Raw genomic sequence first — 23,546 nt, forward strand, 5'->3', positions numbered from 1 at the left:
GGCATTTATGAAGCGATGGAAGACTAACCGCCGAGTTAGCTCGCTGAAAGCGGACATTTAACCCCAGCGCAGCATCCGTCGATTTGGGCTCTGTCCGGCCATTCGCCGCGCGTTGCATCAACGACTGCTATGCGGACGTAGCCGCCATTCGCATTTTTACTACCGAGGAACGCATTCAGCCCAAACCATTCATTCATCGCTGATCATAAACACTCCAAGTTGCGGATATAGCGACCCTTGGCAGGAGCGGTGATTGACGGGTTAAACTCAAATTTTCATAACAATCCGGCCATCAATTGAGTTGGAACGCATTCGATCAAAAATGGAGTTAATATTCTCAAGGGGCTCGGTTGTGTATTCCACTGAGATTTTTCCTTCACCTGCAAATTGCAAGCATTCAGCGAGGTCTTGCCGCGTACCAACGATGGAGCCGCGTATGGTTTTTCGCGAAAGAACCGTATCGAAGATATCCAAGTCAAAAGTTCCCGGAGGCAGACCTACGAGAGACATCGTGCCCCGACGTCCCAGCATCCCGATACCTTGTGAAAATGCTTTCGGCGAAACGGCTGTGATCAAAGCACCCTCTGCACCACCGCAAAGTTTTTGAACTTCATCAGCGGGGTCTATCTCGACTGCATTGATTGTTGCGTCTGCCCCGAGCTTTTCCGCCAGTGCAAGTTTGTCAGGTGCGATGTCCACCGCAATAACATGCAATCCCATTGCCTTGGCATATTGAACGGCCAGATGTCCCAATCCACCAATGCCAGAGATAACGACCGTATCACCCGGTTTGGTGTCGGTTTCCTTTAGACCCTTGTACACGGTTACCCCGGCGCAAAGTATTGGAGCGGCTGGTTCGAACTCCAGGGTGTTTGGCAAACGGCCGACGTAATTTGGATCGGCCAAGACATATTCGGCGTAACCACCGTTTACACTGTAGCCAGTATTCTGTTGCTCTGTGCAAAGCGTTTCCCAGCTCGTCAGGCAGTGCTTGCAGTGACCGCACGCAGAGTGAAGCCAAGGAACACCAACGCGATCACCCTCTTTGACGGTTGTTACACCTGCTCCGACCTCGGCCACATGCCCCACACCTTCATGACCTGGGATAAATGGCGGCTGGGGTTTAACAGGCCAGTCCCCTTCTGCCGCATGGAGATCGGTATGGCATACGCCGCTCGCTTCAATTTTAACCAAGACCTGACCCGGACCAACATTCGGTACAGGAACTTCGTCTATCGTAAGAGGCGCACCTAAACTCCGCACAATTGCCGCTTTCATCGTCTTGGTCATAACCATCTCCATCTCAGCACATAGTTAGAAAACAAATTCGAAACAAAGCTACGCCTACTAAGAAGCGTTATCTGAACCCCGAACAAGGCGACTTGGGCCCCGGACGGTCTATGACGATTTGCAGAGCTTTTTCCCACATTCTTTGGCCGGAAACCTAGCTCTGTAAGTTCCCGCCCAATCAACTTTGAATGGTTTCCTGTTAACCGAATAAATACACGGTCTCAGCCCATACACTCAACAGTTAAGTGACCTCCCAGTGACGCCACTCACCTTCGTCACCGGGAGGCAGCCAGAAAGGTCTGGCAGATGCGAGAGCAATATAAGAAACACATATTCCTCACGCATTTGAATTCTTGAATCTAAAATGCAACATTTCAACATTTTTGCGCGTGTAAAGGGAAATATTATCGCGTGGTCGGAAGCTGTTGAAGTATTTGAGTCGGTAGGGTGCCTCGAAGGCCAGAGCAGTGTTGCTCAAATAGATCGTTGTGTTTCGAGGTCGGTGTTGTTGATCGTGCTCATACCAATCTCGCCAACAACGCGCACCTAAACGTACTTTGCAGTTAGTCTGGCCAGTCCCATGACCAGACTATGGCCCGCGTTGTCTGTCATCCCAGAAAAGATGGCGCGGGCATTTTATTACCCTTCGAGGTTAGCCTTGTTTTGCACGCGCATTACTTCGGGTTCGGTCCAATAGTTCGCCATATTTTGTGCGCTGTCCGCTCTGCGGGCAATCTGGACTCGCAAAGTTTTTGGAATTTGTAAAAGTAGTTTATGCTTTCAAAATGTTGGGACACTAGGCGCATTTGCCGTTGTTGATCGGTTCGTTCCCAATTTTTTGGGGGGGTACAATTGATGCAAAAACTATTGATGGCTGTTTTAGCTATTTCTTTTCCGCTTACCGCTGCAGCCGAGCCAGGTTTGGAACGTGGTGAATACCTTGTCCGAGGGCCTGCAGCTTGCGGGAACTGCCATACACCACAAGGGCCGAACGGACCAGATATGTCCAACGAATTGGGCGGTATGATGGTTGAAAAGAACGACATGATGGAGGCTTGGGCAGTCAACATAACGCCGGGTAGCCGGATTGCGGATTGGAGCGATGAGGAACTTGCCCGCGCAATACGTGAAGGTATCCGCCCAGATGGCACAGTCATTGGACCGCCAATGCCTATCGGCTTGTATCGGGGGCTAAGTGATGACGATCTCATGTCGATGGTTATGTTTCTTCGGACCGTACCGGCAAGTAGCAATGAGACGCCTGTTTCTACTTACAACTTTCCCCTTCCTCCTGCTTATGGTCCACCCGTTGAGACAGTTTCAGCTCCACCAGAAGGTGTGACGACAGAATATGGCGCATATCTCGCAGGGCCAGTTGCACATTGTACAGAGTGTCACACGACATTCGGCTCCAAAGGGCCGATGTTTGACACTCATCTTGGTGCAGGAGGGTTCGAGTTCCATGGACCGTGGGGGATATCAGTAGCACCCAACATCACTACCCATGACGATGGGTTGGCTGGGTATACCGACGACGAATTGAAAACTATGATCGTTTCGGGCAAGCGGCCTGGCGGAACACAAATGCTGCCGCCGATGGGATATTCGTACTATGCGACGATGTATCCGGAAGACCTTGAGGCCATTGTGATGTACCTACGCACCATTCCGCCTTTACCGGACCCTTAGTTTTCAAGTGATCCACCGATTGTCTGAAGCTGCGGAGTTCAGCTTTACAATGGGCGTGTAACGCCGCTGAGCCAGATTATTATTTGGCGTCAGCGATGGGCTCGAGGCGGTCGTTGGCGGCAGCGTGTCAGAATGGCGGTTTTGGACCGTACGTACAAGGAAGAGTGGTGCGGGGGAATGGATTTTAACCGCGGCTCTGGACTTAGTAGGAAACGCAAGGACCGTGCCAACGGATCGAAGGCAAATTTTCTAATCGCATGACATCCTTCACGCCTGTCCTAAGCGGCGCTAGTCTTCCGTCATAGCAACGCTGAAAGGAGCCGCCCAATGTCCCTCTTATCTAAACTTTTCGGTGGCGGTGAAAAGTCGGAGCCGGAGCCGGTCTCTTACAGAGGGTTCGAAATCTTTCCGGACCTGATGCCCGAAGGTGGCAAATACCGCCTTTTAGCCCGTATCGAAAAGACCATCGACGGAGATCGCAAGACCCATACAGTGATCCGGGCGGATGTATTTGAAACCCGGGATCAGGGCGAAAGCTTCAGCATCGCAAAGGCGAAACAGGTGATTGACGAGCAGGGCGAACGCATTTTCGATTAAGTAAACAGACAGCCTAATGTATTCGATGCAATCGACGGATGTCCCGCAAAGTAGACATCTCCTCGATTTGGCGAGCGAACGCTAAGCAGGCCAAGCAGTCATTGGAAGTCTCAGATATCCGATACATGCAGCTGCAATCTGGGTCCAAATTTCGTCTATTTTGCAGCCTGTGCTACCCTGTTGCATTTATAGTATGCAATTGGGGGCTGAAGATATGTGGAACATGGAACAGTTTGTAGCGGACTGCCGGACCGCAGTAGATCAGGACGAGTCTCACAAATCGGTGGCTGAGGTGGTGGACCGGGCGATGCGCGATCCCGCGGGCGTGACCCAAGCCTTGGGAGAGCCGACCGAAAGCGGTATTTTTCCCATTTACAAGTCAGGTGATCTGACAATCGTCAATGTCGTATGGAAGCCAGGAATGACCATAATGCCCCACAATCACGAAATGTGGGCCGTGATCGGTATTTATGGTGGCCGAGAAGATAACATTTTTTGGAGGCGCGTAGCAGATGACCCTAACGGACGCATTGAAGCGGCGGGGGCTCGGGCATTGTCGACGGGTGAATATGCTCCGCTTGGTAAGGACCTCATTCACTCGGTTACAAACCCTATCCCTAAGTTGACCGGAGCAATCCACGTATACGGCGGGGATTTTTTTGAAGCTGAGCGAAGCGAATGGGATCCTGAAAACCTGACGGAACATGCGTATGACATGTCGAAGGTTCGCGCATTATTCGAGGACTAGTTTGCAGTTTGACAATCTGCGCTGACAATGCCTGAGGCATTTTACGTACACGGCAGGCTTCGCTGATTGTTGGTTACTATCTCGTTGAATTGACACGAGGTAATGATCTCGGATTATGGACAGATGAGCAAATTACAACGCCCCCCGAAGCCTCGGCCGCGCCCATTTCTTCCCAATCCGGACCGCTACGAGCAAATGGTCTATCGCCGTTGTGGGCGGTCTGGCATAAAGCTACCCGCGATAAGCCTTGGGCTATGGCACAACTTTGGTGGGGATACCCCGCACCAGACAAAGCGCGATCTCTGCCGCACTGCTTTTGACTTGGGTATAACGCACTTTGATTTAGCAAATAACTATGGCCCGCCGCCGGGATCGGCGGAAGAAGCATTCGGCGAAATTCTAAAAACTGATTTCGCAGGCTATCGGGACGAACTCATCATATCTACCAAGGCCGGGTATGATATGTGGCCCGGCCCCTATGGGGAGTGGGGATCACGAAAGTATCTTGTGGCCTCTTGTGATCAGTCGCTCAAGCGGATGGGGTTAGAATACGCAGATATCTTTTATTCCCACCGTTACGATCCAGATACCCCTCTGGAAGAAACTATGGGAGCCTTAGACTATATCGTGCGCTCTGGGCGCGCACTTTACGTCGGAATTTCAAGCTACAACTCGCAACGAACGCGCGAAGCGCTGGCCATCTTGAAAGACCTTGGCACGCCGTGCCTGATTCATCAGCCGTCGTATAACCTACTAAACCGTTGGGTTGAGCGGGACGGGCTGTTGGATACGCTTGACGAATTGAACGTGGGATCGATTGCGTTCACGCCACTTGCTCAGGGTATTTTGACATCGAAGTATCTGAACGGCATTCCCGAAGACAGTCGTGCAACCCAAGGCAAGTCTCTATTGGACGGCATGATCAACGAACGTTCATTGACGAGTGTCAGGGCTCTAAACGACATAGCGGCGTCACGCGGTCAATCATTAGCTCAGATGGCGCTTGCTTGGGTGCTGCGAGGGGACCGGATTACGACAGCCCTTATTGGCGCTTCGCGACCTGAGCAGATCGTGGATTGCGTAGGTGCGGTCCGGAATTTGGAATTTACCGAAGCGGAACTCGCTAAGATTGACGAGGTCAGCTCGGAAGAGGAAGTCAATCTCTGGGCTCGATCCTCGGAAATTGAGTAAGATTGTTGACCACTGACTTTTGGTGCGAGCAGGTTTTTCTACGTAATCCCATGGCGTTTCTGCTTTGGGCTCAGAGCGGTCAACTGATCCTTTCCGTTAAATGTCCGCAAAGCCACGGTTTCCAATGATACGGTGAACCCAATTCAGCGGATTCAGCGAGGAGAGCCAATTCTTCTCGCGCTTGAGACAAATCGACATTGATTGGCTGAGGAGCGTCCTCTAGCTGTATCTTGCTGGCTCGCTCTCCAGTATCGAGTTCCTCTGCCAGGGTTTTCCTTCGTTTCATGGCATTCCACTCAGTTGGTGGCCAACAGTTCTTTGATCTGATTCCTGCGCATGCTCGACGGGCAATAATGAAAATGTGAGATCCGGGTCACTACGATGGCAACGGGCTTACACTCTGTCGGCAGGCGAATTTTCGATCAAAGAAGTTATATAAAACAGACGTCTAGAAGATTTCACTGATCACTGCGTCACAAAACCCGTCTGACAATCGTCACTAGGGCATAGGATAGACAAACAAAGGAATGTGACGATGAGTACCTCAACTTCGACTAAGTACGAACGGACGATCCCAGACGTACTCCAGACGATGGCCAGCGTTCACCAGGCACTCGACAACTATGGGCTTGATTTAAAAATCCGCCACCTTGTTCAACTCCGTGCATCTCAGATTAATCGCTGTGGTTTCTGCATCAAAATGCACACGAAAGAGGCTCGGCAAAATGGCGAGACCAGCGAACGATTGGACAGGGTGATTGCATGGGACCAGGTAAGCGATTTCACCGATGCTGAGAAAGCGGCGCTGGAATGGACCGAGGCACTCACAGGTCTACACTTGAAAGTAGATCTTGCAGCCATTCGCGCACGTTTGAGTCGGCAATTTTCCGATGCTGAAATCGGCGCGCTGACTGCCGAAATCGCCATGATCAACCTGTGGAACCGGATCAATGTATCAAAGCACTGAACTCACAATACAAGGCTGACCGAACCGAGCCCTTTTCAGACTTTGGGTCAGGCGCAGCATCCGTTTCGAAGGCGGGTATCAGCTATTCGCTTCATCTGAATAAGCAATACTCTTACCGGCTTTCACTTCGCTAAAATAAAGTAATCGGCTTCACTGATGCGACATAATACGCATGCTAAAATCCTACGCAGAGAATGTTGGTTCATGAGAGGTGCGCGGTTTTTTTGCGCACGGTGAAGGATTTGAAACATGGAGCTTCTGGCGTTGAAACCACTGGCCTTGGCCGTCTTGGCGGCAGTGGGGTATGGCGTTGCAACCATCGGAATGAAACTGGCCTCAGCCGAATGGACGGCGGTGGCGCTCGCTCTGATCATTCTGGGTTTTCTTGCCGCCACCCAGTCCGAGGTGGTGCTGATGCGCACAGTTCCACTTTCCGAGCTGTATCTAATAATAATTGCGCTCGAGACGCTGATCGTACTGACCTACGCCTACAGTATCGGCGAAGGGCTAGAGCCGCGCGATTGGACAGGCGGCGCGCTCATATTTGCGGGGCTCGCGATCGTCTCGCACTGACCGGACATGGGGTGGCCGGCGCGATACGCTACGCTCGGGCCAACGATGACTTGTTTGCCCAATGGGGCCGGGAGCAATTTCTAAGTGTTCTGACGGCAACGGCGGGTATGTCCGCAAAGTAGGCTTTAAAGTTAGTTGCAGCAAACGACCGCATTGTGCCCAACTTCAGCCTCCAGCTTCTCGGTACTCTTTGGCGTGCGCTAAACGCAGTTCTCTGTACCTGATCTTGCAGATCGCTTCGCTTAGCACGGGCAAAGGTACGTTGCCGTCGCCATAGCGCCCTGCCATACCGGGCAGCTTATGACCCAAGAGGATGTCATTTATGTCAGGTTGCACACCAGCATGACGGCACGCATCTTTGAAGTTATGGCGGAATGAGTGGAAGGAGGTCTTGGCAGTCTTCACACCAATTCTGTCGATGTAGCGGTTAAAGTCTTTGCTGGCCTGATCTGAGTAATAACCTGTCGCTCCCAGCTTTAGTTCTGGGAACATCCGCTTGTGCCCTGCCTGTCTCTGAGCCTGTACGAAGCGGAGGAAGCCAAGCCGAACTAACTCCGGGTGTATGGGAACAAGTCTGCTTTTGCCGAACTTGACGCGTTGGTCTTCGTCGCTCTCTTGGACCCGAATTAGGTGTATACCCTCTTCATGGTCAATGTCTTCAACGTTCAACTGGCATAACTCGTTCAGACGTGCGCCGGTCCATAGGCCGAGCAGTGGAAGCCAATACCAACTGGTATTGCTCAAGTCTGTATCTCCCGGCACTGTGCGGAACCGCCTTGATTTGCACCCTGTGTACAGGGGGCTGTTGAAGATGGCTTGCAGTTGCTCTTTGCTGAACGGGTCGTGTTGGTTTCTGGCGTTGTTGTTGTCAGCTATCTTCATCGGCCCAAAGATGTCTGCAACCTCTTCGTCCAACTGTTTGTCAGCCCACTTCCATATCCCCTGCAGCCTTCCCAAGGCCTTGTTGACTGTACTTACGGACAGCGTTGGCAGGCCGTGGTCTTTAGCTGCTTGCACGGCTTCTCTAGGTGTTAAGCCAATCGTTTGCGGTAGTTTATTCCTGTTGCTTGGAAGCTCAATCAGGACGTTCTTAAAGTCTCGTGCGTCCGTTTTTCTATATTCCAGAACCGGACGGTCGCCTTGCAATTCTATGAAGAGGTCTGTCCAAGCCTGATAGTCGTTCAGCAGCTTGGCTGACCATTGGCCTGTCTGTTCCGCCTCAGCTTTTCTTTCAGCGAACAGGGCGGACAGAACCGGGCTGGAGAGCCCCTCTGGAGGCTTCTTTTCAACTTTGGCGGCGTTACAGCCGGAAGTAGTCTCTGGGCCCTCGGGGACGCTCACGGGCGCGCTGGGCGGCGCGCTGAAATCGTATGTCTCGAAGGACTTGTTATGCTCCAGCATCGCTTCATGAAAGCCAATCCAAGCCTTCCGAATTCCATCAAGAATGGCCCATTTGGTTTGGATTGGTTGCTTCTGGGGAATGCCGGATGCGTTACAAAAGGACTGGTACTGCTGAGTGGCATAGTCCTTCTTCATTATGTCCCAGAAGTCTTCGTTGTCCGCCTCATGAAGTCGGATGGTGTCAGCGATGCGTTCTTTCTCTAGTTCGGTATAGGGACCGAGTTCATCTCTACGTGCCTTTGCCTTCTTAAGTACTTCCGTGAAGTGCTCATGTACCTTTGTGCGCAGTTCGCGGTGGTTCATGCCCGATACTTCTATGTGCTTTGTTATTGTGTCGCCGCACACTGCAAGACGCCGTGCCAGAGTACCAGCCTCTTTAGGGCATCTTGTACGCAAAGACACCCGAAGGGTCCTACGTGTGGTGCATGGTCTAGTCTGGGGTTTTGGTCTTGTGTCGGGCAGTGGCCAACGGAAGTAGTAGATGCCATGTCGGGACAGTGAGAGATACGCATGCAGCTTCATTTTGTGTCACACCTGTGTGTCACACCGCTCTAATGCTTGCTATCTAGTTGTATTGTTAGGTTTTGGTGGAGCCTAGGGGAGTCGAACCCCTGACCTCTTGCATGCCATGCAAGCGCTCTCCCAACTGAGCTAAGGCCCCATCTAGGGACTGCCGAAGCAGTGGACGGACGTTTATGAGACGGCGGCGGCGAGTGCAAGTCCAAAAATGGAAAACGCCAAAAACTTTCCGCCTTGCATCCGGGGTGGACATGAGGCGGCGGGGGCCGCCTCTGACCGGTCTTAGTTTTCGTCTTCCGAAGACATGTCGGTGATGTCGTCTAGCGAAACGTTATCATCGCTTTCGTCATCATCATCCAGCAGATCGTCATCCAGATCGACGTCGACATTGTCGTCATCATCCAGAACCAGATCTTCATCCGACGCGTTCTCACGCGCTTTGGCCGAGGCGGCATCTTCCGCATCCGCGGCGATCATCCGGCTTTTGCCGGTTTCAAGCTCCACAATCTCGCCAGTGTAGGGGCTAACGATCGGGTCCTTGTTCAGGTCATAAAACCGCTTACCAGTGGTCGGGCAAACGCGCTTTACGCCCCATTCTTCCTTGGGCATGTCAAATCCCCTTGATATCAGGTGAGTCGTAACAACGATTCAGGTCACGTGCCACATGCAGCAGGCACTGTCAAAGCCTTTGAGCAGGAGAAACAGGCATATGGGAGATCACGCGCTACCCGGCAAGCCTCCGGTGCCGCTGACGCTACGCAAATCGGCGCGTGCCCGGCGGATCAGCTTGCGAATTTCCCAGCTTGATGGGCGGGTTACGTTGACATACCCGCAGGGTGTTCCAGAAGCTGAAGCATTGAGTTTTGCCCACACGAAAGAGCATTGGATTCGGCAGCATCTACAAGATCGTCCGAACCCGGCCGTTGTTCAATTCGGTCAGATCATACCGATCGAGGGCGTTGAGCGGCGAATCGTTCCCGCATCTGGTCGCCGGGTCCAACTCATGCGTGATGAGATCGCGGTGCCGCAAGGCGCCGAGGCTAAACGGCTTGCGCGTTTCCTCAAGGAATTGGCGCGGGATCGCCTAACAGGGGCCTGCGATGACTACGCCGCGATGCTGGGCAGATCGTACTCCAGCCTCACAATCCGCGACACCCGGTCCCGATGGGGGTCATGCAGTTCCGCCGGCGGGTTGATGTTTTCCTGGCGATTGATCCTCGCCCCATCTGAAATCCTGCATTACGTTGCAGCTCATGAAGTGGCCCATCTGGTCGAGATGAACCACTCAGCCGCGTTTTGGTCCCAGGTCGAGCGGATTTTCGGGGATTTCCGCGATCAGCGACGCTGGCTGCGTGAAAACGGCGCGCATCTTCATCAGTATAGATTCGACCCAGCAGTGAGTTGACCCTGCTGCGATTTGTGATCACATGGGGGCATGTTGACCGTACGTCCCTCTGAATCGCAGACCGCTACACATGACAAAGTTTACCGCGCCCTACGCGCGCGCATCATGCATGGTGAGATGGCTCCGGGGCAGGCGCTGACCCTGCGGGGAATTGGTAAGGAATTCGGTGTCTCGATGACCCCAGCGCGCGAGGCCGTGCGGCGTTTAGCGGCTGAGGGGGCATTGTTTCTGTCTACGTCGGGGCGAGTGTCGACCCCAGAGTTAACCAATGACCGGATCGAAGAGCTGGCGGCCTTGCGAGCTTTGCTTGAAGTCGAATTGGCCAGCCGCGCCCTGCCACGGGCACATATGGCGCTGATCGATCGTTTGCAGAGCATCAACATGAACGTAGCCGAGATGGTCACCAAGCGCGATGCAGTCGGATATATCCGTACTAATCTTGAGTTTCACAGAACCTTGTATCTGCGGGCGCAAGCTCCTGCGATGCTGGCGATTGCCGAAACTGTTTGGCTGCAACTTGGGCCAACCATGCGAGCGCTATATGGTCGTTTACGGCGGACCGATCCACCGCATAACCACAAGTTGATCATTGCTGCGTTGCAGGCTGGGGACGAGCCTGGATTGCGATTGGCGGTGCGCTCAGACGTGACGCAAGGTCTGCGGTTATTGGTCAGCTAGGCGGCTTGTTGCCGAAGCATTGCAATTGTGCCTCTGAACCACCGTCGTTCTGGTTTGGAGATTGGGTCTGGGCTACTCTGGACCAAATCACAACAAGAGCAGATTTCAGCCATGATCAATCGACGTAATTTTTCATTGGGGCTCGGGGCGACCATTCTGGCCGCGTGTTCCACAGGTTCACCTTCCAACGCGCCTGCCTCGCGGATGCGAGCAGTTCCCAATGCAGGATGGGACGCTTGGGTTGCCGGATTCAAAGGCCGGGCCGCATCGCAGGGGATATCGCAAACCACCCTGAATCGCGCCTTTCAAGGGGCCGGGTATTTGCCAGACGTGATCGAACGGGATCGCAATCAGGTGGAATTCAAGCGCTCGCTTGAGGATTACCTGGCAATCGCCGCGTCGGATGAACGGATCGATACAGGTAAGCAGATGTTGGTGCGCCATGCGGGCACTCTTTCGCAGATTGAAGCCAAATATGGCGTCGACAAAGAAGTTATTGTTGCGGTCTGGGGCTTGGAAAGTCGGTACGGCGCACGGCGAGGAGACGTACCGGTTGTCTCAGCAACATCTACGCTGGCCTATGACGGAAGACGCGGTGCCTTTTTCGAAAAGCAATTGGTGGCGGCCCTGAAAATCATTCAGGAAGGCGACACAACCCCGGACAAAATGACCGGTAGTTGGGCTGGGGCAATGGGGCATACGCAGTTCATTCCAACATCGTATCTGGCCTATGCTGTGGATTTCACGGGTGACGGACGTCGTGACATTTGGTCCGAGGACCCCACAGATTCACTCGCTTCGACGGCGGCTTATCTGGCGCGCGCGGGCTGGGTTCGTGGTCAGCCTTGGGGTGGCGAGGCCGGTACGGTTTCCGGTGCCCCCGTTGCGGTGTTACAGCCGCAAAAACCGGGGCCACGCATTGCAGTGTTCAGAAACTTCCAAGTGATCAAGCGCTACAATAACTCGGACAGCTACGCGATTGGTGTGGGGCACCTGTCTGATCGAATTGCAGGCGGTGCGCCGTTTCAGGCTTCATTCGGGCCGGATTCAACCGGTCTGACACTGGAGGACCGCAAGGAACTTCAGCGCCGTCTCACTTCGGCGGGCTATGACACGCAGGGCGCGGACGGGGTTATTGGCAACAACACCAAGTCCGCCATCAGTGGCTATCAACGTGCCAATGGGCTTCCTGCGACCGGAGAGCCGTCGGTTGCTCTGTTGCAGAGACTGGGGGGCTGACGGTTACGCTGCCAACCCTTTTGATCCGATATCAAGGAATTTCTGCCGGCGATCCCTGATCAGGGCCGCCGCATCTTTGCCGTCCAGATCTTTTAGCATAGCGGCGATTGCCTTGCGGACCGACTCGATGGTTGCGTCAGGATCCCGATGTGCACCGCCTTTGGGTTCGGTGATGATCCGGTCACAAACGCCCAGGTTATGCAGGTCCTGCGCGGTCAAGCGCAGGGCCTCGGCTGCTTCGCGCATCTTTTCGGCGTCCTTCCAAAGGATTGAGGCGCAGCCTTCGGGCGAGATGACCGAATAGACCGAGTGTTCCAGCATTGCGACGCGGTTTGCGGTGGCGAACGCAACCGCCCCGCCGGACCCACCTTCACCGATGATGACCGAAACCAGCGGCACACCGATTTTCAGGCACATCTCGGTCGAGCGCGCGATAGCCTCGGATTGGCCGCGCTCTTCCGCGCCTTTGCCGGGGTAGGCACCGGCGGTGTCGATCAGGGTGATCACCGGCAGGCCAAAGCGTCCGGCCATTTCCATCAGGCGCACGGCTTTGCGGTATCCTTCAGGGCGGGCCATGCCGAAATTCCGTTCGATCCGCGATTTGGTGTCCGACCCCTTTTCGTGGCCGATTACCATAACCGGCTGGTCGTTAAATCGTGCAAGGCCACCAATCACGGCAAGATCGTCGGCAAAGTTCCGGTCGCCAGCCAGCGGGGTGAACTCGGTAAACAAAGCCCCAACATAGTCCTGACAATGGGGCCGTTCGGGGTGACGTGCCACCTGACATTTCCGCCAAGGGGTCAGATCGCCATAGAGCTCATCCAGCAGCTTGGCAGCCTTGGCATCCAGCGCGGCAGCTTCTTCGGCCACATCCATCTCTTCGTTAGCGCGGGCCAGTGCACGCAGTTCCTCTGCCTTGCCTTCAATCTCGGCCAGCGGTTTTTCGAAATCCAGATACTGGGTCATGACGCCTCTCAACGCGGAAGTTCTCTGCTATATGACCTGAGGTCGTCCGGGATGCAACTCAGCAAGATTTGTGGATGCGGAATATGCAACCTCAGAAGGGTGAAAAGGAAGGAAGGGATGCCGATGGCAACCAGCTACGAAGATCGCATTCTGCGTGTGTTGGCCTATATCCACGACCACCCCGCTGGGGATTTGTCTTTGGATGCGTTGGCAGACGTGGCGGCGATGTCTAGGTTTCATTGGCATCGGGTGTTTCGTGCGCTGACCGGTGAGACATGCGCGCAAGCTGTACGCCGGATTCGGCTGCACCTTGCCGCAGTTGGCCTGGTGCAATCCGATCGACCAGTAGCGCAGATCGCGTCCGATGTGGGCTATCCCAACCTGAACTCTTTCGCGCGGGCCTTTTCCGAGGCCTATGGCAGCAGTCCCGCTGCATTTCGCAATGCTGGACAGTTTCTGCCAGCCCATCCACAGTTCAAAACCGGAGAGTATCCAATGTATCCCGTAACCACCCGTACTGAACCCGTCCGCCGTGTTGTCGCCTTGCCGCACAAAGGTGCCTATGCCGAGATTGGCAAGAGCTTTGAGGCCTTCGGAGCCTTGTGCGAATCTCGCCAACTTTGGCCGCAGTTCGGCCCAGTGATCGGCGTTTATATGGACAGTCCTGACACGGTTCCTGAGGAAGAGCTGCGCAGCTATGCCGGGGCCGAGTTTCGCGGCGCAGAGACTCCGGATGGGATGGAAGCCGTGCAAATACCGGGTGGTAAAACAGCCATTCTGACGTTCAAGGGCCCATATTCGGGACTTGCGGCAGCTTACCATAGTCTGTTCGGCAATTGGCTGCCGGAATCTGGTGAAGAACCCGCAGACCAGCCGTGCTATGAAATCTACCTGAACGATCCACGCGAGACTGCACCCGAAGAGTTGCTGACCGAAATCTGCCTGCCTCTAAAGTAGCTCAGTTCGGCCACAGGACCGGGTAAAGCGAAGCAACCAGCAGCGCTGCCATAGTCCAGTTAAAAACCACCAACCGGCGCGGGTTCGTTAGGACTCGCGCCATTTGTTGCCCCAAGACGGTCCACGTGCTGACCGAGGGTAGGTTCACTGCCCCAAAAATCAGGGCCACGATCACGATCGCATGCAGCGTATGGTCAGGTGTGTAGGCTGTGGTTGCAGTTAATGCCATTGCCCAGGCTTTGGGGTTCACCCATTGAAAGGCTGCGGCTTGGAGGAAGGTCATGGGATCACCTTCGGCGGTGCCGCCCCTGGTTGGGGCCGCATGCGCGATTTTCCACGCCAGAAAAAGCAGATAGGCGACAGACACAAGTTTCAGCACAGTATAGCTGACTGGATATCGGTCAAAAATCTGCACCAACCCGGCGCCGACCAACAAAACCATGACAGTGAATCCCAGCCCGATTCCCAACATATGAGGGATGGTTCGACGAAATCCAAAATTGGCACCAGATGCCATCAACATCAGGTTGTTCGGTCCTGGTGTGATTGATGAAACAAAAGCAAAGGCGATCAGGGCAAGAAGGATATCATAGGTCATGCGCGGATAATCGGTGCCAAAACGGCAAATGAAATTGCGTTCTTTTGCGTTTTTAGGGTATTTTCGCAACAAATGACGAAAATAGATCACATAAACCAACATATATTGCGTGAGCTGACGCGCGACGGACGTGTCAGCAATCTGGAACTGGCAGATCGTGTCGGCCTTTCCCCTTCGGCTTGCCTGCGTCGAGTGCAGGAGCTTGAGCGTGCGGGCGTAATCTCGGGCTACCGTGCGGTTTTGAACCCTGCCGCGCTGGGCGTGGGCTTTGTGGCATATATCGGTGTGGGCCTTGGAGAGCATACCAAGGCCGCACAGGAGGGGTTTGAGCGCGCCTTGCAACTGGCGCCAGAAGTGGTGGAATGCCACAACATCACAGGCACAATTGAATATCTTTTGCGTGTGGAATGCGCCGATCTTCCTGCTTACAAGACGTTCCACACAGAGGTGCTGGGAACGCTGCCACACGTGACCTCAATCACGTCATATGTGGTGATGGGGTCTCCTAAAGATATGCGCGCTTGACGGTCGAGAAGGTGATTTTTTAACCGTCTTGCCCGCTGAATATTCAGGTCTTACTGTTACGCCAAAGGTCCAAAAAATGGAGATCAACTTCAGCGGGGCCAAATTCAGGGAGATGACCATGACATTCATCCGGACCGGTGCGCTTGCCGCAGCCTTGGCGCTGATCGCCGGGGCATCCATTTCTGCACCACTGAAACTTCAACCTGCCAATCCGCAACCCAGTCCGCAGGCCGGGCTGAATGTGAAATACTTTGGCACTGGCAATCAACACAAGAAGATCCGAGATCTGAACCAAGCCAAAAGCCTGTTGTCTCAGGCGCAGCCCGGAAAACCGTTGCGGGGGTTGGACTATCGAGACACCAGCAAGGGCGATGACGTTATGACGTTCGACGGTGCATACAATGTTGCTGCCGAGGTAACCGGGTATATGCGATTCGATTCACCAGGGATCTACGAGTTGGAAACGTGGTCGAATGACGGGATCGAGGCCTGGGTTGGCGGTCAACAGATTGGCCTCTCCCCATTCACCAGCCAAGGCTGCGAAGCCAATCAGCGCACCGAGGTCGAAGTGCCTGAGGCGGGCTGGTACCCGCTGAAAATCGCCTATTTCCAAAAACTCGGAACATCCTGTCTGATGATGAAGTCGGGCAAACAGGGTGAGCAGTTTACCTGGACGCCCAACGACGTCTTTGGTCGGTAAGACAAAGGCGCTCTGAAGAGCGCCTTTTCTTTTTAGTTAACCGTTGGCAGCGATCAGTTCTGCCTGTGCCACGATCACTTCGGCTTGCTTGATGGATGCGATATCGACCAGACGCCCTTTGTAGACTGTGGCCCCTTCGCCATTGGCCTTGGCCTGCTCCATTGCGGCTAGAATCTCGCGCGCCTCAGAGACCGCTTCGTCTGATGGGGTGAATACCTGATTAGCCAAAGCAATCTGCTTGGGGTGAATTGCCCATTTGCCAACCATGCCCAGCGTGGCCGAGCGTTTGGCCTGTGCGATATAGCCCTCATCATCCGAAAAATCGCCAAAAGGCCCGTCCACAGGCAGTACCCCATGGGTGCGGCAGGCGGCGACGATGGCAGCTTGTGCCCAGTGCCATGGGTCGGACCAGTGCTTTTCGCCTTCGCGCAGCATATAGTAATTTTCTTGAGTGCCGCCGATGCCAGTGGTCTGCATGCCCATCGAGGCTGCGAAATCAGCCGCGCCTAAACTCATCGCCTGCATCCGGGGGGACGAGGCGGCGATTTCTTCCACGTGCGCGATACCAGCGGCGGATTCGATGATGACTTCGAAGCTGATGGGCTTGGTGCGGCCCTTGGCGCGTTCGATAGCTGTGACTAGTGCATCCACCGCGTAGACGTCCGCTGCGCAGCCGACTTTGGGGATCATGATCTGATCCAACCGGTCCCCCGCCCGTTCCATCAGATCCACCACGTCGCGATACCAGTATGGCGTGTCCAGGCCGTTAATCCGCACTGACATGTACTTGCTGCCCCAGTCCAAGGTGTTCAGAGTTTCGATCACATTGGCGCGGGCAGCATCCTTGTCTGAAGGCGCTACCGAGTCCTCGAGGTCAAGGTTGATCACATCCGCTGCTGAAGCGGCCATTTTCGGGAATAGCTTGGTGTTCGATCCCGGCCCAAACAACTGACATCGGTTTGGGCGGGCAGGGGCGGCAGGTTGAAGGCGAAAGCTCATCTGGACCTCGTGTGGGTAATGAAATTACAATTTTTCTGCGTATTGAGGTATTAAATTGCGTGGCTGTGCGCAAGCATCTTTGTGCAGCTGCGGCAATGCATTCGCAGCATTTTCCGTGCGAAGTGCTTTAGGTAGTGATTAAAGAATAATCACTCTGAAAACTTGAAAGAAAGTTGCGAGTATTCGCGAAGTCACGCGAAATTTTCCTGTTGATCCATGAGATGTCAGACAAAAACGCGAAACACTCGTCAGTCTGGTCCCATAGGCTGCGCCAGAATCAAAGGAGTAAACCGCAATGATCGAGACACCGTACCTGCTGTTTTTGGGCGATGCGCCCGACCAATTGGCGGCCAAAGTAGCCATCGGCATTCGGGACTGGCGCCCTGAGAACGCCGTGGGTCAGTTTCGTATGGAAGGCTGCAAGGCCGATTTGGGCATGACCGATATGACCCTAGCCGAGGCCAAAGAGGCCGGTGCCAAGACGCTGGTCATTGGCGTGGCCAACCGTGGCGGTGTGATCAGCCAGGCTTGGAAAGAGGTTCTGATTGCCGCGCTCGAGATGGGTTTTGACCTGGCTTCGGGCTTGCATAATCTGCTGCGGGACGAGGGCGATCTGGTGGCTGCGGCGCAGACCCACGGTTGTACTTTGCATGACGTTCGCGTGCCGACCGTTGGCTACCCGATAGCAAATGGTAAAAAGCGCTCGGGTAAACGGTGTCTGGCCGTTGGCACCGATTGCTCAGCCGGTAAGATGTACACCGCGATGTCCATGGATGCCGAAATGCGTAACCGTGGTATGAAATCAACCTTCCGTGCAACAGGTCAGACCGGCATTTTGATCACTGGTCAAGGCGTTCCGCTGGACGCGGTTGTCGCAGATTTCATGGCCGGTTCGGTGGAATACCTGACGCCTGAAAACGACGAGGATCACTGGGATCACATCGAAGGGCAGGGGTCGCTTTTCCACGTCTCGTATTCCGGTGTCACCATGGCTTTGGTCCACGGCGGCCAGCCGGACGCGCTGATCCTGTGCCACGAACCCACCCGCACGCACATGCGCGGTTTGCCCGAATACTCGCTGCCAACTCTGGCACAACTGCGTGACACTGCACTGCCTATGGCGCGTGTTGCTAACCCCGATTGTCAGGTTGCTGGTATTTCAATTAACACCCAGCACCTGAGTGAAGATGATGCGCGTGCCTATATCGAACAAGTTGAAGCCGAGATGGGTCTGCCCGCCACTGACCCCTATCGCTTTGGCGCCGGTAAACTGGTCGACGCGCTGGCCGCGATGTGATCAAAAGAGCCCGCCGGGGATGCCTCCGGCGGGAATATTTTGAAAAAATGAAGGAGCGGGCGCGTGCAGATTGAAGTCTCTCGTGATGTATTCCGGCTGGCGCAGGTCTTTACAATTTCGCGTGGATCGCGAACTGAAGCCAAAGTCCTGACAGTGCGCGTATCGGATGGGGTGCATCAAGGCTGGGGCGAATGTGTTCCCTATGCGCGCTACGACGAAACGCTAGAGTCGGTCGAGGGTGAGATTGCCGGTTTGCCCGAGATGTTTGACCGCACCTCTCTGATGGACCTGTTGCCTGCAGGCGCTGCTCGCAACGCGGTGGATTGTGCACTGTGGGATCTTGAGTCCAAGCGCGCTGGAAAACGCGCTTGGGAATTGGCCGGACTACCGGTGCCTGGCCCCGAGATCACAGCTTATACCCTTTCGCTGGATACACCCGAGAAGATGCAAGCACAGGCGGCCGAAAATGCACATCGGCCGCTGTTGAAGATCAAGCTCGGTACGCCCGACGACATGCCTCGGCTGGAGGCCGTGCGCGCCGGTGCACCGACCTCAAAAATCATCATTGATGCCAACGAAGGTTGGTCGGCCGAGGTATACGCCGATCTTGCGCCGCATTTGGTTCGGCTGGGCGTAGAGCTGGTCGAACAACCGCTGCCTGCCGGGGAAGATGACGCTCTGATCGGGATGGAACGCCCGGTGCCCGTATGTGCTGATGAATCCTGCCACGATCGCGCCAGCTTGCCCGGCCTGAAGGGCAAGTATGACGTGGTCAATATCAAGCTCGATAAAACCGGTGGCCTGACCGAGGCCTTGGCCCTGCGCGACCAGGCGCTGGCCGAGGGGTATCGCGTGATGGTCGGTTGCATGGTCGGCAGCTCATTGGCTATGGCCCCTGCAACACTGCTGGCGCAGGGCGCGATGGTAACAGACCTTGACGGCCCGCTTCTGTTGGCCGAAGACCGCGATAACCCTTTGAAATTTGATGACGCCGGAGTGCACCCGCCTGTGGCGGCACTTTGGGGCTGAGGAGAGAAACATGACCCGAACCGTTTATGTGAATGGCGAATACCTGCCCGAGACCGAGGCCAAGGTATCCATCTTTGACCGCGGCTTTCTGTTCGCAGACGCGGTTTACGAAGTAACCAGTGTTCTGGATGGCAAGCTGATTGATTTCGAGGGCCACGCTGTGCGCTTGAAGCGGTCTCTGGACGAGTTGGAGATGGCAGAGCCCTGTACCAAGGAAGAATTGCTGGAAATTCACCGCAAGCTGGTCGAGCTGAACGGCATCGAAGAGGGATTGATCTATCTCCAGGTCTCGCGTGGCAGCGATGGAGACCGGGATTTCGTGTTTCCGCCGGCGGATACCAAGCCAAGCCTCGTGCTGTTCACCCAGAACAAGCCGGGTCTGGCCGACAGCCCTGCGTCGAAAAAAGGCGCCAAGATCATTTCGATTGAGGATATCCGCTGGGGCCGTCGCGACATCAAAACTGTCCAACTGTTGTACCCGTCGATGGGTAAGATGATGGCCAAGAAAGCGGGCTGCGATGATGCGTGGATGATCGAGGATGGCTTTGTTACCGAAGGTACCAGTAACAACGCCTATTTCGTCAAGAACGGCAAGATTGTCACGCGTCCGCTATCCAATGACATTCTTCACGGCATCACCCGTAAGGCGGTGCTGCGTATGGCAGCCGAGGCGCAGATGGAAGTCGAAGAACGCCTGTTCACCATTGATGAGGCGAAAGAGGCGGACGAAGCCTTTACCACATCGGCCAGTGCTTTTGTCATGCCGGTGGTTGAGATTGACGGCGTGACCTTGGGTGACGGAACTCCGGGTCCGATTGCCAAGCGACTACGCGAAATCTACCTGGACGAAAGCCGTAAGGCCGCAATCTAAGAACAAGGCCCGCTGATCTGGCGGGCCTTTCCATTTCAGGGCGTCAGTCCTGTTTGCCGACGTTTTCTTCAAACGCGACGTTAAAGGCGGCCTGTTTTTCAGGGCTGGCATCGGTCTGAAAATTGGCCTTCCACTCATCCATAGTCATGCCATAGAAAATCTGACGGGCTTCGTCCTTGCCCATCTCAATACCTTTTTCATTGGCGGCTTCTTGATACCAGCGCGACAAGCAGTTGCGACAGAACCCTGCCAGATTCATCATATCGATATTCTGGACGTCGGTGCGATCTTCCATCAGGTGCTTTTGCAACCGGCGAAACGCGGCAGCCTGTAGTTCGATCTCGGTTTGCTTGTCCATGGTCTGGCTCCGATTGATTTCCTGGTCTCTAGTGCCTGACCTAACAATCCAATTGCAGTCTTACAACAAACACGAAGGGCCATTAGGCCCTTCGCAGCTTTGGATGTTAGTTTTATGCCAGTTTGAGCGCCAACCAAGGCATTAGGCAGAACACAATGGTCAGGATCTTGTAGTTGGCAAGGTACCTGAAATAGGCCCTTTTTACGTCGGCCCGCTCCATTTGGAACATTCTGCCGTGGATGCCCGCAATCCAGTCCTGCAAGGCTAGCATCATCAACGTGGTAAAGCCCAAAAGGGCGATGTTTAGGACCGTCATCCAGCCGAAGACGGTCGTCAGGAATTCCTGAGTCATGGTCGTCTCCTTTCCCCTAATATATGGGGTTCAAGAGATTCCCTCACAATAACGTGAGACCCTGAATCGACCTTGGATGACCCAACGTCACAGGCCACTGTCACCCAATGCGTCCTGCAAGATCACAGCAAGGCGTTCGGCCCATGCGCGTTGTCCTGCGTGATCGGCGATCAGGTCGTTTCGCAATTCGATCAAGGCGTTGGGGCGCCCATGGGCGGTGCAGTGCTGATCGATTGCGTCTCCGGGGAGAACGCCGGTGTAGGGCTCGTTGACTCCGACGCACAGGTCACTTTCAGCCTCAAGCCGGTCGATGAGCGGGCGCGAAAACCGCTCATCCGGTGTGTGCAGAACACCGACATGCCACGGGCGCGGGTCGCGGCCTCGTAATTGGCGCGTAAATGAGTGCATGGACACGATCACCGCGTGGGGAAGGCCTGCCAAACGCTCCAATGCATCGTGGTAGGGGCGGTAACACATGTTTAGACGACGCTCACGCTCGGCAGCATCGGCGTGGCGGTTGCCGGGGATGATCGAGCCGTCATAAAGCTTCATCAGCAGGGTCGGGTCATCCTCACCCCGGTTGGGGTCAATAACCAGGCGCGAGAAATTGGCCGCTAGGACCGGTGCGTTCAGAATTTCCCCTAGATGTTTGGATACTTCATACGCGCCCACGTCATATGCAATGTGACGCTCCATATCCTCACGCGGGAGCCCGAGGTCGCCACCATTAATTTCTGGCGGTACAGTATTGGTGGCGTGGTCGCATGTGATCAGCCAGCGCGAGGGGCGATCAGCGCCATGGATAAAGAATGGGGAATACGTCATAAGCCTGTCATCTAGTTTGTCGCAGGTGTAGGGCAGTTGCTTTGGAAAGGGAATTGCGCAATAAGCGCCCCTAAGCAATGTTTGCGGTAACATTTCACGAAACCCAAGGAAGACATCAGGAGAACGGCACCAATGCGACGCCTGAGAAATGTAAAGATCGTGGCGACGCTGGGACCAGCGTCAAATGACTATGACACCATCCGCGCGCTGCACGAGGCCGGTGCAGATGTGTTTCGCTTGAATATGAGCCACGGCAGCCATGATGAGATTCGTGAGCGGCATAGGATCATTCGGCAGGTGGAAAAGGACTTGGACAGCCCGATCGCAATATTGGCTGACCTTCAAGGGCCAAAACTGCGTGTAGGCGTGTTCGCAAATGATGCCGAAGAATTAGAGGAAGGGGCGGTATTCCGGTTGGACCTGGATCCTGCGCCCGGTGACGCAGGGCGCGTTTGCTTGCCCCATCCCGAAATTTTCGCCGCGTTGGAGCCGGGTGCCCGGCTGTTGGTCAATGACGGAAAAATACGCCTGATCGTTCAGGATTGCGGACAGGATTTCGCAAGTTGCACGGTCGAGGTTGGCGGTACGATCTCAAACCGCAAAGGGGTAAATGTGCCTGATGTGGTGCTGCCGTTGGCGGCCCTATCGGCCAAGGATCGCGATGATCTGGAATTTGTCTGCCAACTGGGTGTCGATTGGCTGGCGTTGAGCTTTGTGCAGCGCGCCAAGGACGTATTCGAAGCCCGCGCTTTGGCTGATGGCCGGGCCTCGATCCTGTCCAAAATTGAAAAGCCTGCAGCAGTTGAGGCGTTTGACGATATTCTGGATGCATCAGACGGGATCATGGTTGCGCGAGGCGATCTGGGCGTGGAGCTTCCTGTCTCTGCTGTTCCTCCGATCCAAAAGCGGTTGGTCCGGAAATGCCGGGGTGCTGCAAAGCCAGTGATTGTTGCGACCCAAATGTTGGAAAGCATGATCGAAAGCCCGATGCCAACGCGGGCCGAGGTTTCCGATGTTGCCACGGCAATTTACGAAGGCACTGATGCCATCATGCTCAGCGCTGAATCGGCGGCGGGTTCGTATCCCATTGAAGCTGTGCAAACTATGAACAAGGTCGCCATCGAAGTGGAGGCTGACCCGACATATATGCAAATTATCTCGGCTTCTCGTACCGCAAAGGGCACGACGATTGCCGATGGTATCGTCGCAGCCGCCCGCGAGATTGCAGAGAAAACCGACATTAAAGCCATCTGCTGCTTTACTCAGAGCGGCACCACAGCGCTGCTGACGGCACGAGAACGTCCCGGTGTTCCGATCATAGCCATGACGCCGGCCACAGGAACAGCACGACGCTTGTGCCTCAGCTGGGGTTGCCACTGCGTAATGACGCCCGAGCTTGAGAGGTTCAAGGGTGCCGTTGTAAACGCGGCCCGCGCCGTGCGTGCAGCTGGTTTCGCATCCGAGACGGATCAGATCGTGGTAACCGCCGGAGTGCCCTTCAACGTACCGGGAACCACCAATATTCTACGTATTGCACCCTGCGATGAGCGTTTGATCTACAACACCGACCCGGGTTGATAAGGGCGCTTGGGTGCCCTCGCACAGCTCTGCTTCAAGAGTTCCGCCTAATTTTTAGGCGACTAAAATGCAATAAAATCAATAAAAAGCCGGACTCAAGGTTGAATCCGGCAAATACTTCTCTGTTTTTCGGTGTTTTTCCCGGATACTCGCCCTCATGGGCGGTCAAATAAATAAGTTCCAAGTTCCGGCTG

General features: G+C 54.8%; 25 protein-coding genes and 1 tRNA gene. 16 read left to right on the forward strand and 10 right to left on the reverse strand.

The genetic code is table 11. The features are described from left to right. Positions 1 to 267 precede the first annotated feature (267 nt). A complete protein-coding gene (adhP, locus tag ACR0L3_RS17965) occupies positions 268 to 1,290 on the reverse strand; it encodes an alcohol dehydrogenase AdhP (protein ID WP_480747142.1) in 1,023 nt (340 codons plus the stop codon). Positions 1,291 to 2,145: 855 nt separating this feature from the next. On the opposite strand from adhP, the gene ACR0L3_RS17970 reads away from it, so the two are divergent. From ACR0L3_RS17970 to ACR0L3_RS17995, 6 genes are all read left to right on the forward strand, one after another. Further along, a complete protein-coding gene (locus ACR0L3_RS17970) occupies positions 2,146 to 2,979 on the forward strand; it encodes a c-type cytochrome (RefSeq protein WP_480747143.1) in 834 nt (277 codons plus the stop codon). 327 nt (positions 2,980 to 3,306) lie between these two features. Continuing rightward, positions 3,307 to 3,576, forward strand: a complete 270-nt coding sequence (locus ACR0L3_RS17975) for an HlyU family transcriptional regulator (RefSeq protein ID WP_480747144.1) — start codon at positions 3,307 to 3,309, stop codon at positions 3,574 to 3,576. 223 nt (positions 3,577 to 3,799) lie between these two features. Then, positions 3,800 to 4,324, forward strand: a complete 525-nt coding sequence (locus ACR0L3_RS17980; RefSeq protein WP_480747145.1) for a cysteine dioxygenase family protein — start codon at positions 3,800 to 3,802, stop codon at positions 4,322 to 4,324. A 123-nt stretch (positions 4,325 to 4,447) separates the two neighbouring features. Beyond that, positions 4,448 to 5,515 carry an L-glyceraldehyde 3-phosphate reductase gene (gene mgrA / locus ACR0L3_RS17985; RefSeq protein ID WP_480747146.1) on the forward strand — a complete coding sequence of 356 codons (1,068 nt, stop codon included), beginning with the start codon at positions 4,448 to 4,450 and terminating at the stop codon, positions 5,513 to 5,515. Between the two features lie 535 nt (positions 5,516 to 6,050). Beyond that, a complete protein-coding gene (locus tag ACR0L3_RS17990; protein WP_480747147.1) occupies positions 6,051 to 6,482 on the forward strand; it encodes a carboxymuconolactone decarboxylase family protein in 432 nt (143 codons plus the stop codon). A gap of 249 nt (positions 6,483 to 6,731) precedes the next feature. After that, positions 6,732 to 7,055 (forward strand): hypothetical protein, encoded by a 324-nt coding sequence (locus ACR0L3_RS17995; protein WP_010443746.1) that lies wholly within the window; start codon positions 6,732 to 6,734, stop codon positions 7,053 to 7,055. A 165-nt stretch (positions 7,056 to 7,220) separates the two neighbouring features. On the opposite strand, the gene ACR0L3_RS18000 is transcribed toward ACR0L3_RS17995, so the two are convergent. The 3 genes from ACR0L3_RS18000 to ACR0L3_RS18010 form a co-directional block, all read right to left on the reverse strand. Continuing rightward, positions 7,221 to 8,759, reverse strand: coding sequence for a site-specific integrase (locus tag ACR0L3_RS18000; protein WP_480747148.1), 1,539 nt, complete (start codon positions 8,757 to 8,759; stop codon positions 7,221 to 7,223). A 282-nt stretch (positions 8,760 to 9,041) separates the two neighbouring features. Further along, positions 9,042 to 9,117, reverse strand: a tRNA-Ala gene (locus tag ACR0L3_RS18005). Positions 9,118 to 9,257: 140 nt separating this feature from the next. Further along, entirely contained in the window at positions 9,258 to 9,584 is a 327-nt protein-coding gene (locus tag ACR0L3_RS18010; protein ID WP_480747149.1) for a TIGR02300 family protein, read from the reverse strand. Between the two features lie 100 nt (positions 9,585 to 9,684). Between ACR0L3_RS18010 and ACR0L3_RS18015 the strand changes: the two genes are divergently transcribed. The 3 genes from ACR0L3_RS18015 to ACR0L3_RS18025 all read left to right on the forward strand — a co-directional run bounded on the left by ACR0L3_RS18015 (position 9,685) and on the right by ACR0L3_RS18025 (position 12,297). After that, a complete protein-coding gene (locus ACR0L3_RS18015) occupies positions 9,685 to 10,380 on the forward strand; it encodes a M48 family metallopeptidase (RefSeq protein WP_480747150.1) in 696 nt (231 codons plus the stop codon). 30 nt (positions 10,381 to 10,410) lie between these two features. Continuing rightward, positions 10,411 to 11,058: a GntR family transcriptional regulator gene (locus ACR0L3_RS18020; RefSeq protein WP_480747151.1), complete on the forward strand. Its 648-nt coding sequence runs from the start codon at positions 10,411 to 10,413 to the stop codon at positions 11,056 to 11,058. Positions 11,059 to 11,169: 111 nt separating this feature from the next. Continuing rightward, positions 11,170 to 12,297 carry a lytic murein transglycosylase gene (locus tag ACR0L3_RS18025; RefSeq protein WP_480747152.1) on the forward strand — a complete coding sequence of 376 codons (1,128 nt, stop codon included), beginning with the start codon at positions 11,170 to 11,172 and terminating at the stop codon, positions 12,295 to 12,297. A 3-nt stretch (positions 12,298 to 12,300) separates the two neighbouring features. Here ACR0L3_RS18025 and ACR0L3_RS18030 read toward each other — a convergent pair whose 3' ends face one another. After that, positions 12,301 to 13,263: an acetyl-CoA carboxylase carboxyltransferase subunit alpha gene (locus ACR0L3_RS18030; protein ID WP_480747153.1), complete on the reverse strand. Its 963-nt coding sequence runs from the start codon at positions 13,261 to 13,263 to the stop codon at positions 12,301 to 12,303. Positions 13,264 to 13,386: 123 nt separating this feature from the next. Between ACR0L3_RS18030 and ACR0L3_RS18035 the strand changes: the two genes are divergently transcribed. Continuing rightward, complete coding sequence (locus ACR0L3_RS18035) at positions 13,387 to 14,220, forward strand: AraC family transcriptional regulator (protein WP_480747154.1); 834 nt, start codon at positions 13,387 to 13,389, stop codon at positions 14,218 to 14,220. Between the two features lies 1 nt (position 14,221). Here ACR0L3_RS18035 and ACR0L3_RS18040 read toward each other — a convergent pair whose 3' ends face one another. Further along, entirely contained in the window at positions 14,222 to 14,818 is a 597-nt protein-coding gene (locus ACR0L3_RS18040) for a LysE family translocator (RefSeq protein WP_480747155.1), read from the reverse strand. 72 nt (positions 14,819 to 14,890) lie between these two features. Between ACR0L3_RS18040 and ACR0L3_RS18045 the strand changes: the two genes are divergently transcribed. Further along, positions 14,891 to 15,343 (forward strand): Lrp/AsnC family transcriptional regulator, encoded by a 453-nt coding sequence (locus tag ACR0L3_RS18045; RefSeq protein ID WP_480747156.1) that lies wholly within the window; start codon positions 14,891 to 14,893, stop codon positions 15,341 to 15,343. A gap of 118 nt (positions 15,344 to 15,461) precedes the next feature. Then, positions 15,462 to 16,043, forward strand: coding sequence for a PA14 domain-containing protein (locus ACR0L3_RS18050; protein ID WP_480747157.1), 582 nt, complete (start codon positions 15,462 to 15,464; stop codon positions 16,041 to 16,043). A gap of 36 nt (positions 16,044 to 16,079) precedes the next feature. Here the strand turns inward: ACR0L3_RS18050 and ACR0L3_RS18055 are convergent, their stop codons facing one another. Further along, positions 16,080 to 17,042 carry an L-malyl-CoA/beta-methylmalyl-CoA lyase gene (locus tag ACR0L3_RS18055; RefSeq protein WP_480747159.1) on the reverse strand — a complete coding sequence of 321 codons (963 nt, stop codon included), beginning with the start codon at positions 17,040 to 17,042 and terminating at the stop codon, positions 16,080 to 16,082. Positions 17,043 to 17,337: 295 nt separating this feature from the next. Here ACR0L3_RS18055 and dgcN point away from each other — a divergent pair, with 295 nt between their 5' ends. From dgcN to ACR0L3_RS18070, 3 genes are all read left to right on the forward strand, one after another. Beyond that, positions 17,338 to 18,339 carry an N-acetyltransferase DgcN gene (gene dgcN / locus ACR0L3_RS18060; RefSeq protein ID WP_480747160.1) on the forward strand — a complete coding sequence of 334 codons (1,002 nt, stop codon included), beginning with the start codon at positions 17,338 to 17,340 and terminating at the stop codon, positions 18,337 to 18,339. Between the two features lie 63 nt (positions 18,340 to 18,402). Next, complete coding sequence (dgcA, locus tag ACR0L3_RS18065; protein WP_480747162.1) at positions 18,403 to 19,368, forward strand: N-acetyl-D-Glu racemase DgcA; 966 nt, start codon at positions 18,403 to 18,405, stop codon at positions 19,366 to 19,368. A gap of 10 nt (positions 19,369 to 19,378) precedes the next feature. Beyond that, on the forward strand, positions 19,379 to 20,239 hold the full coding sequence (locus ACR0L3_RS18070) for a D-amino-acid transaminase (protein WP_480747164.1): 861 nt from the start codon (positions 19,379 to 19,381) through the stop codon (positions 20,237 to 20,239). 43 nt (positions 20,240 to 20,282) lie between these two features. On the opposite strand, the gene ACR0L3_RS18075 is transcribed toward ACR0L3_RS18070, so the two are convergent. The 3 genes from ACR0L3_RS18075 to ACR0L3_RS18085 form a co-directional block, all read right to left on the reverse strand. After that, positions 20,283 to 20,597, reverse strand: coding sequence for a DUF1244 domain-containing protein (locus ACR0L3_RS18075; RefSeq protein ID WP_480747165.1), 315 nt, complete (start codon positions 20,595 to 20,597; stop codon positions 20,283 to 20,285). Between the two features lie 112 nt (positions 20,598 to 20,709). Next, positions 20,710 to 20,949, reverse strand: a complete 240-nt coding sequence (locus ACR0L3_RS18080) for a DUF6868 family protein (protein WP_480747167.1) — start codon at positions 20,947 to 20,949, stop codon at positions 20,710 to 20,712. An 87-nt stretch (positions 20,950 to 21,036) separates the two neighbouring features. Further along, positions 21,037 to 21,774 carry an N-formylglutamate amidohydrolase gene (locus ACR0L3_RS18085; RefSeq protein ID WP_480747168.1) on the reverse strand — a complete coding sequence of 246 codons (738 nt, stop codon included), beginning with the start codon at positions 21,772 to 21,774 and terminating at the stop codon, positions 21,037 to 21,039. A 132-nt stretch (positions 21,775 to 21,906) separates the two neighbouring features. Between ACR0L3_RS18085 and pyk the strand changes: the two genes are divergently transcribed. Beyond that, a complete protein-coding gene (gene pyk, locus ACR0L3_RS18090) occupies positions 21,907 to 23,352 on the forward strand; it encodes a pyruvate kinase (protein WP_480747169.1) in 1,446 nt (481 codons plus the stop codon). Positions 23,353 to 23,546: the final 194 nt, after the last annotated feature.

It is taken from the genome of Ruegeria sp. CK1 (genome assembly GCF_056536545.1).

Excerpts from the sequence above, each read along its gene's own strand:
- adhP (WP_480747142.1), bottom strand. The coding sequence starts at position 1,290 with ATGACCAAGACGATGAAAGCGGCAATTGTGCGGAGTTTAGGTGCGCCT.
- ACR0L3_RS17970 (WP_480747143.1), top strand. The coding sequence starts at position 2,146 with ATGCAAAAACTATTGATGGCTGTTTTAGCTATTTCTTTTCCGCTTACC.
- ACR0L3_RS17975 (WP_480747144.1), top strand. The coding sequence starts at position 3,307 with ATGTCCCTCTTATCTAAACTTTTCGGTGGCGGTGAAAAGTCGGAGCCG.
- ACR0L3_RS17980 (WP_480747145.1), top strand. The coding sequence starts at position 3,800 with ATGGAACAGTTTGTAGCGGACTGCCGGACCGCAGTAGATCAGGACGAG.
- mgrA (WP_480747146.1), top strand. The coding sequence starts at position 4,448 with ATGAGCAAATTACAACGCCCCCCGAAGCCTCGGCCGCGCCCATTTCTT.
- ACR0L3_RS17990 (WP_480747147.1), top strand. The coding sequence starts at position 6,051 with ATGAGTACCTCAACTTCGACTAAGTACGAACGGACGATCCCAGACGTA.
- ACR0L3_RS17995 (WP_010443746.1), top strand. The coding sequence starts at position 6,732 with ATGGAGCTTCTGGCGTTGAAACCACTGGCCTTGGCCGTCTTGGCGGCA.
- ACR0L3_RS18000 (WP_480747148.1), bottom strand. The coding sequence starts at position 8,759 with ATGAACCACCGCGAACTGCGCACAAAGGTACATGAGCACTTCACGGAA.
- ACR0L3_RS18010 (WP_480747149.1), bottom strand. The coding sequence starts at position 9,584 with ATGCCCAAGGAAGAATGGGGCGTAAAGCGCGTTTGCCCGACCACTGGT.
- ACR0L3_RS18015 (WP_480747150.1), top strand. The coding sequence starts at position 9,685 with ATGGGAGATCACGCGCTACCCGGCAAGCCTCCGGTGCCGCTGACGCTA.
- ACR0L3_RS18020 (WP_480747151.1), top strand. The coding sequence starts at position 10,411 with ATGTTGACCGTACGTCCCTCTGAATCGCAGACCGCTACACATGACAAA.
- ACR0L3_RS18025 (WP_480747152.1), top strand. The coding sequence starts at position 11,170 with ATGATCAATCGACGTAATTTTTCATTGGGGCTCGGGGCGACCATTCTG.
- ACR0L3_RS18030 (WP_480747153.1), bottom strand. The coding sequence starts at position 13,263 with ATGACCCAGTATCTGGATTTCGAAAAACCGCTGGCCGAGATTGAAGGC.
- ACR0L3_RS18035 (WP_480747154.1), top strand. The coding sequence starts at position 13,387 with ATGGCAACCAGCTACGAAGATCGCATTCTGCGTGTGTTGGCCTATATC.
- ACR0L3_RS18040 (WP_480747155.1), bottom strand. The coding sequence starts at position 14,818 with ATGACCTATGATATCCTTCTTGCCCTGATCGCCTTTGCTTTTGTTTCA.
- ACR0L3_RS18045 (WP_480747156.1), top strand. The coding sequence starts at position 14,891 with ATGACGAAAATAGATCACATAAACCAACATATATTGCGTGAGCTGACG.
- ACR0L3_RS18050 (WP_480747157.1), top strand. The coding sequence starts at position 15,462 with ATGACATTCATCCGGACCGGTGCGCTTGCCGCAGCCTTGGCGCTGATC.
- ACR0L3_RS18055 (WP_480747159.1), bottom strand. The coding sequence starts at position 17,042 with ATGAGCTTTCGCCTTCAACCTGCCGCCCCTGCCCGCCCAAACCGATGT.
- dgcN (WP_480747160.1), top strand. The coding sequence starts at position 17,338 with ATGATCGAGACACCGTACCTGCTGTTTTTGGGCGATGCGCCCGACCAA.
- ACR0L3_RS18070 (WP_480747164.1), top strand. The coding sequence starts at position 19,379 with ATGACCCGAACCGTTTATGTGAATGGCGAATACCTGCCCGAGACCGAG.
- ACR0L3_RS18075 (WP_480747165.1), bottom strand. The coding sequence starts at position 20,597 with ATGGACAAGCAAACCGAGATCGAACTACAGGCTGCCGCGTTTCGCCGG.
- ACR0L3_RS18080 (WP_480747167.1), bottom strand. The coding sequence starts at position 20,949 with ATGACTCAGGAATTCCTGACGACCGTCTTCGGCTGGATGACGGTCCTA.
- ACR0L3_RS18085 (WP_480747168.1), bottom strand. The coding sequence starts at position 21,774 with ATGACGTATTCCCCATTCTTTATCCATGGCGCTGATCGCCCCTCGCGC.
- pyk (WP_480747169.1), top strand. The coding sequence starts at position 21,907 with ATGCGACGCCTGAGAAATGTAAAGATCGTGGCGACGCTGGGACCAGCG.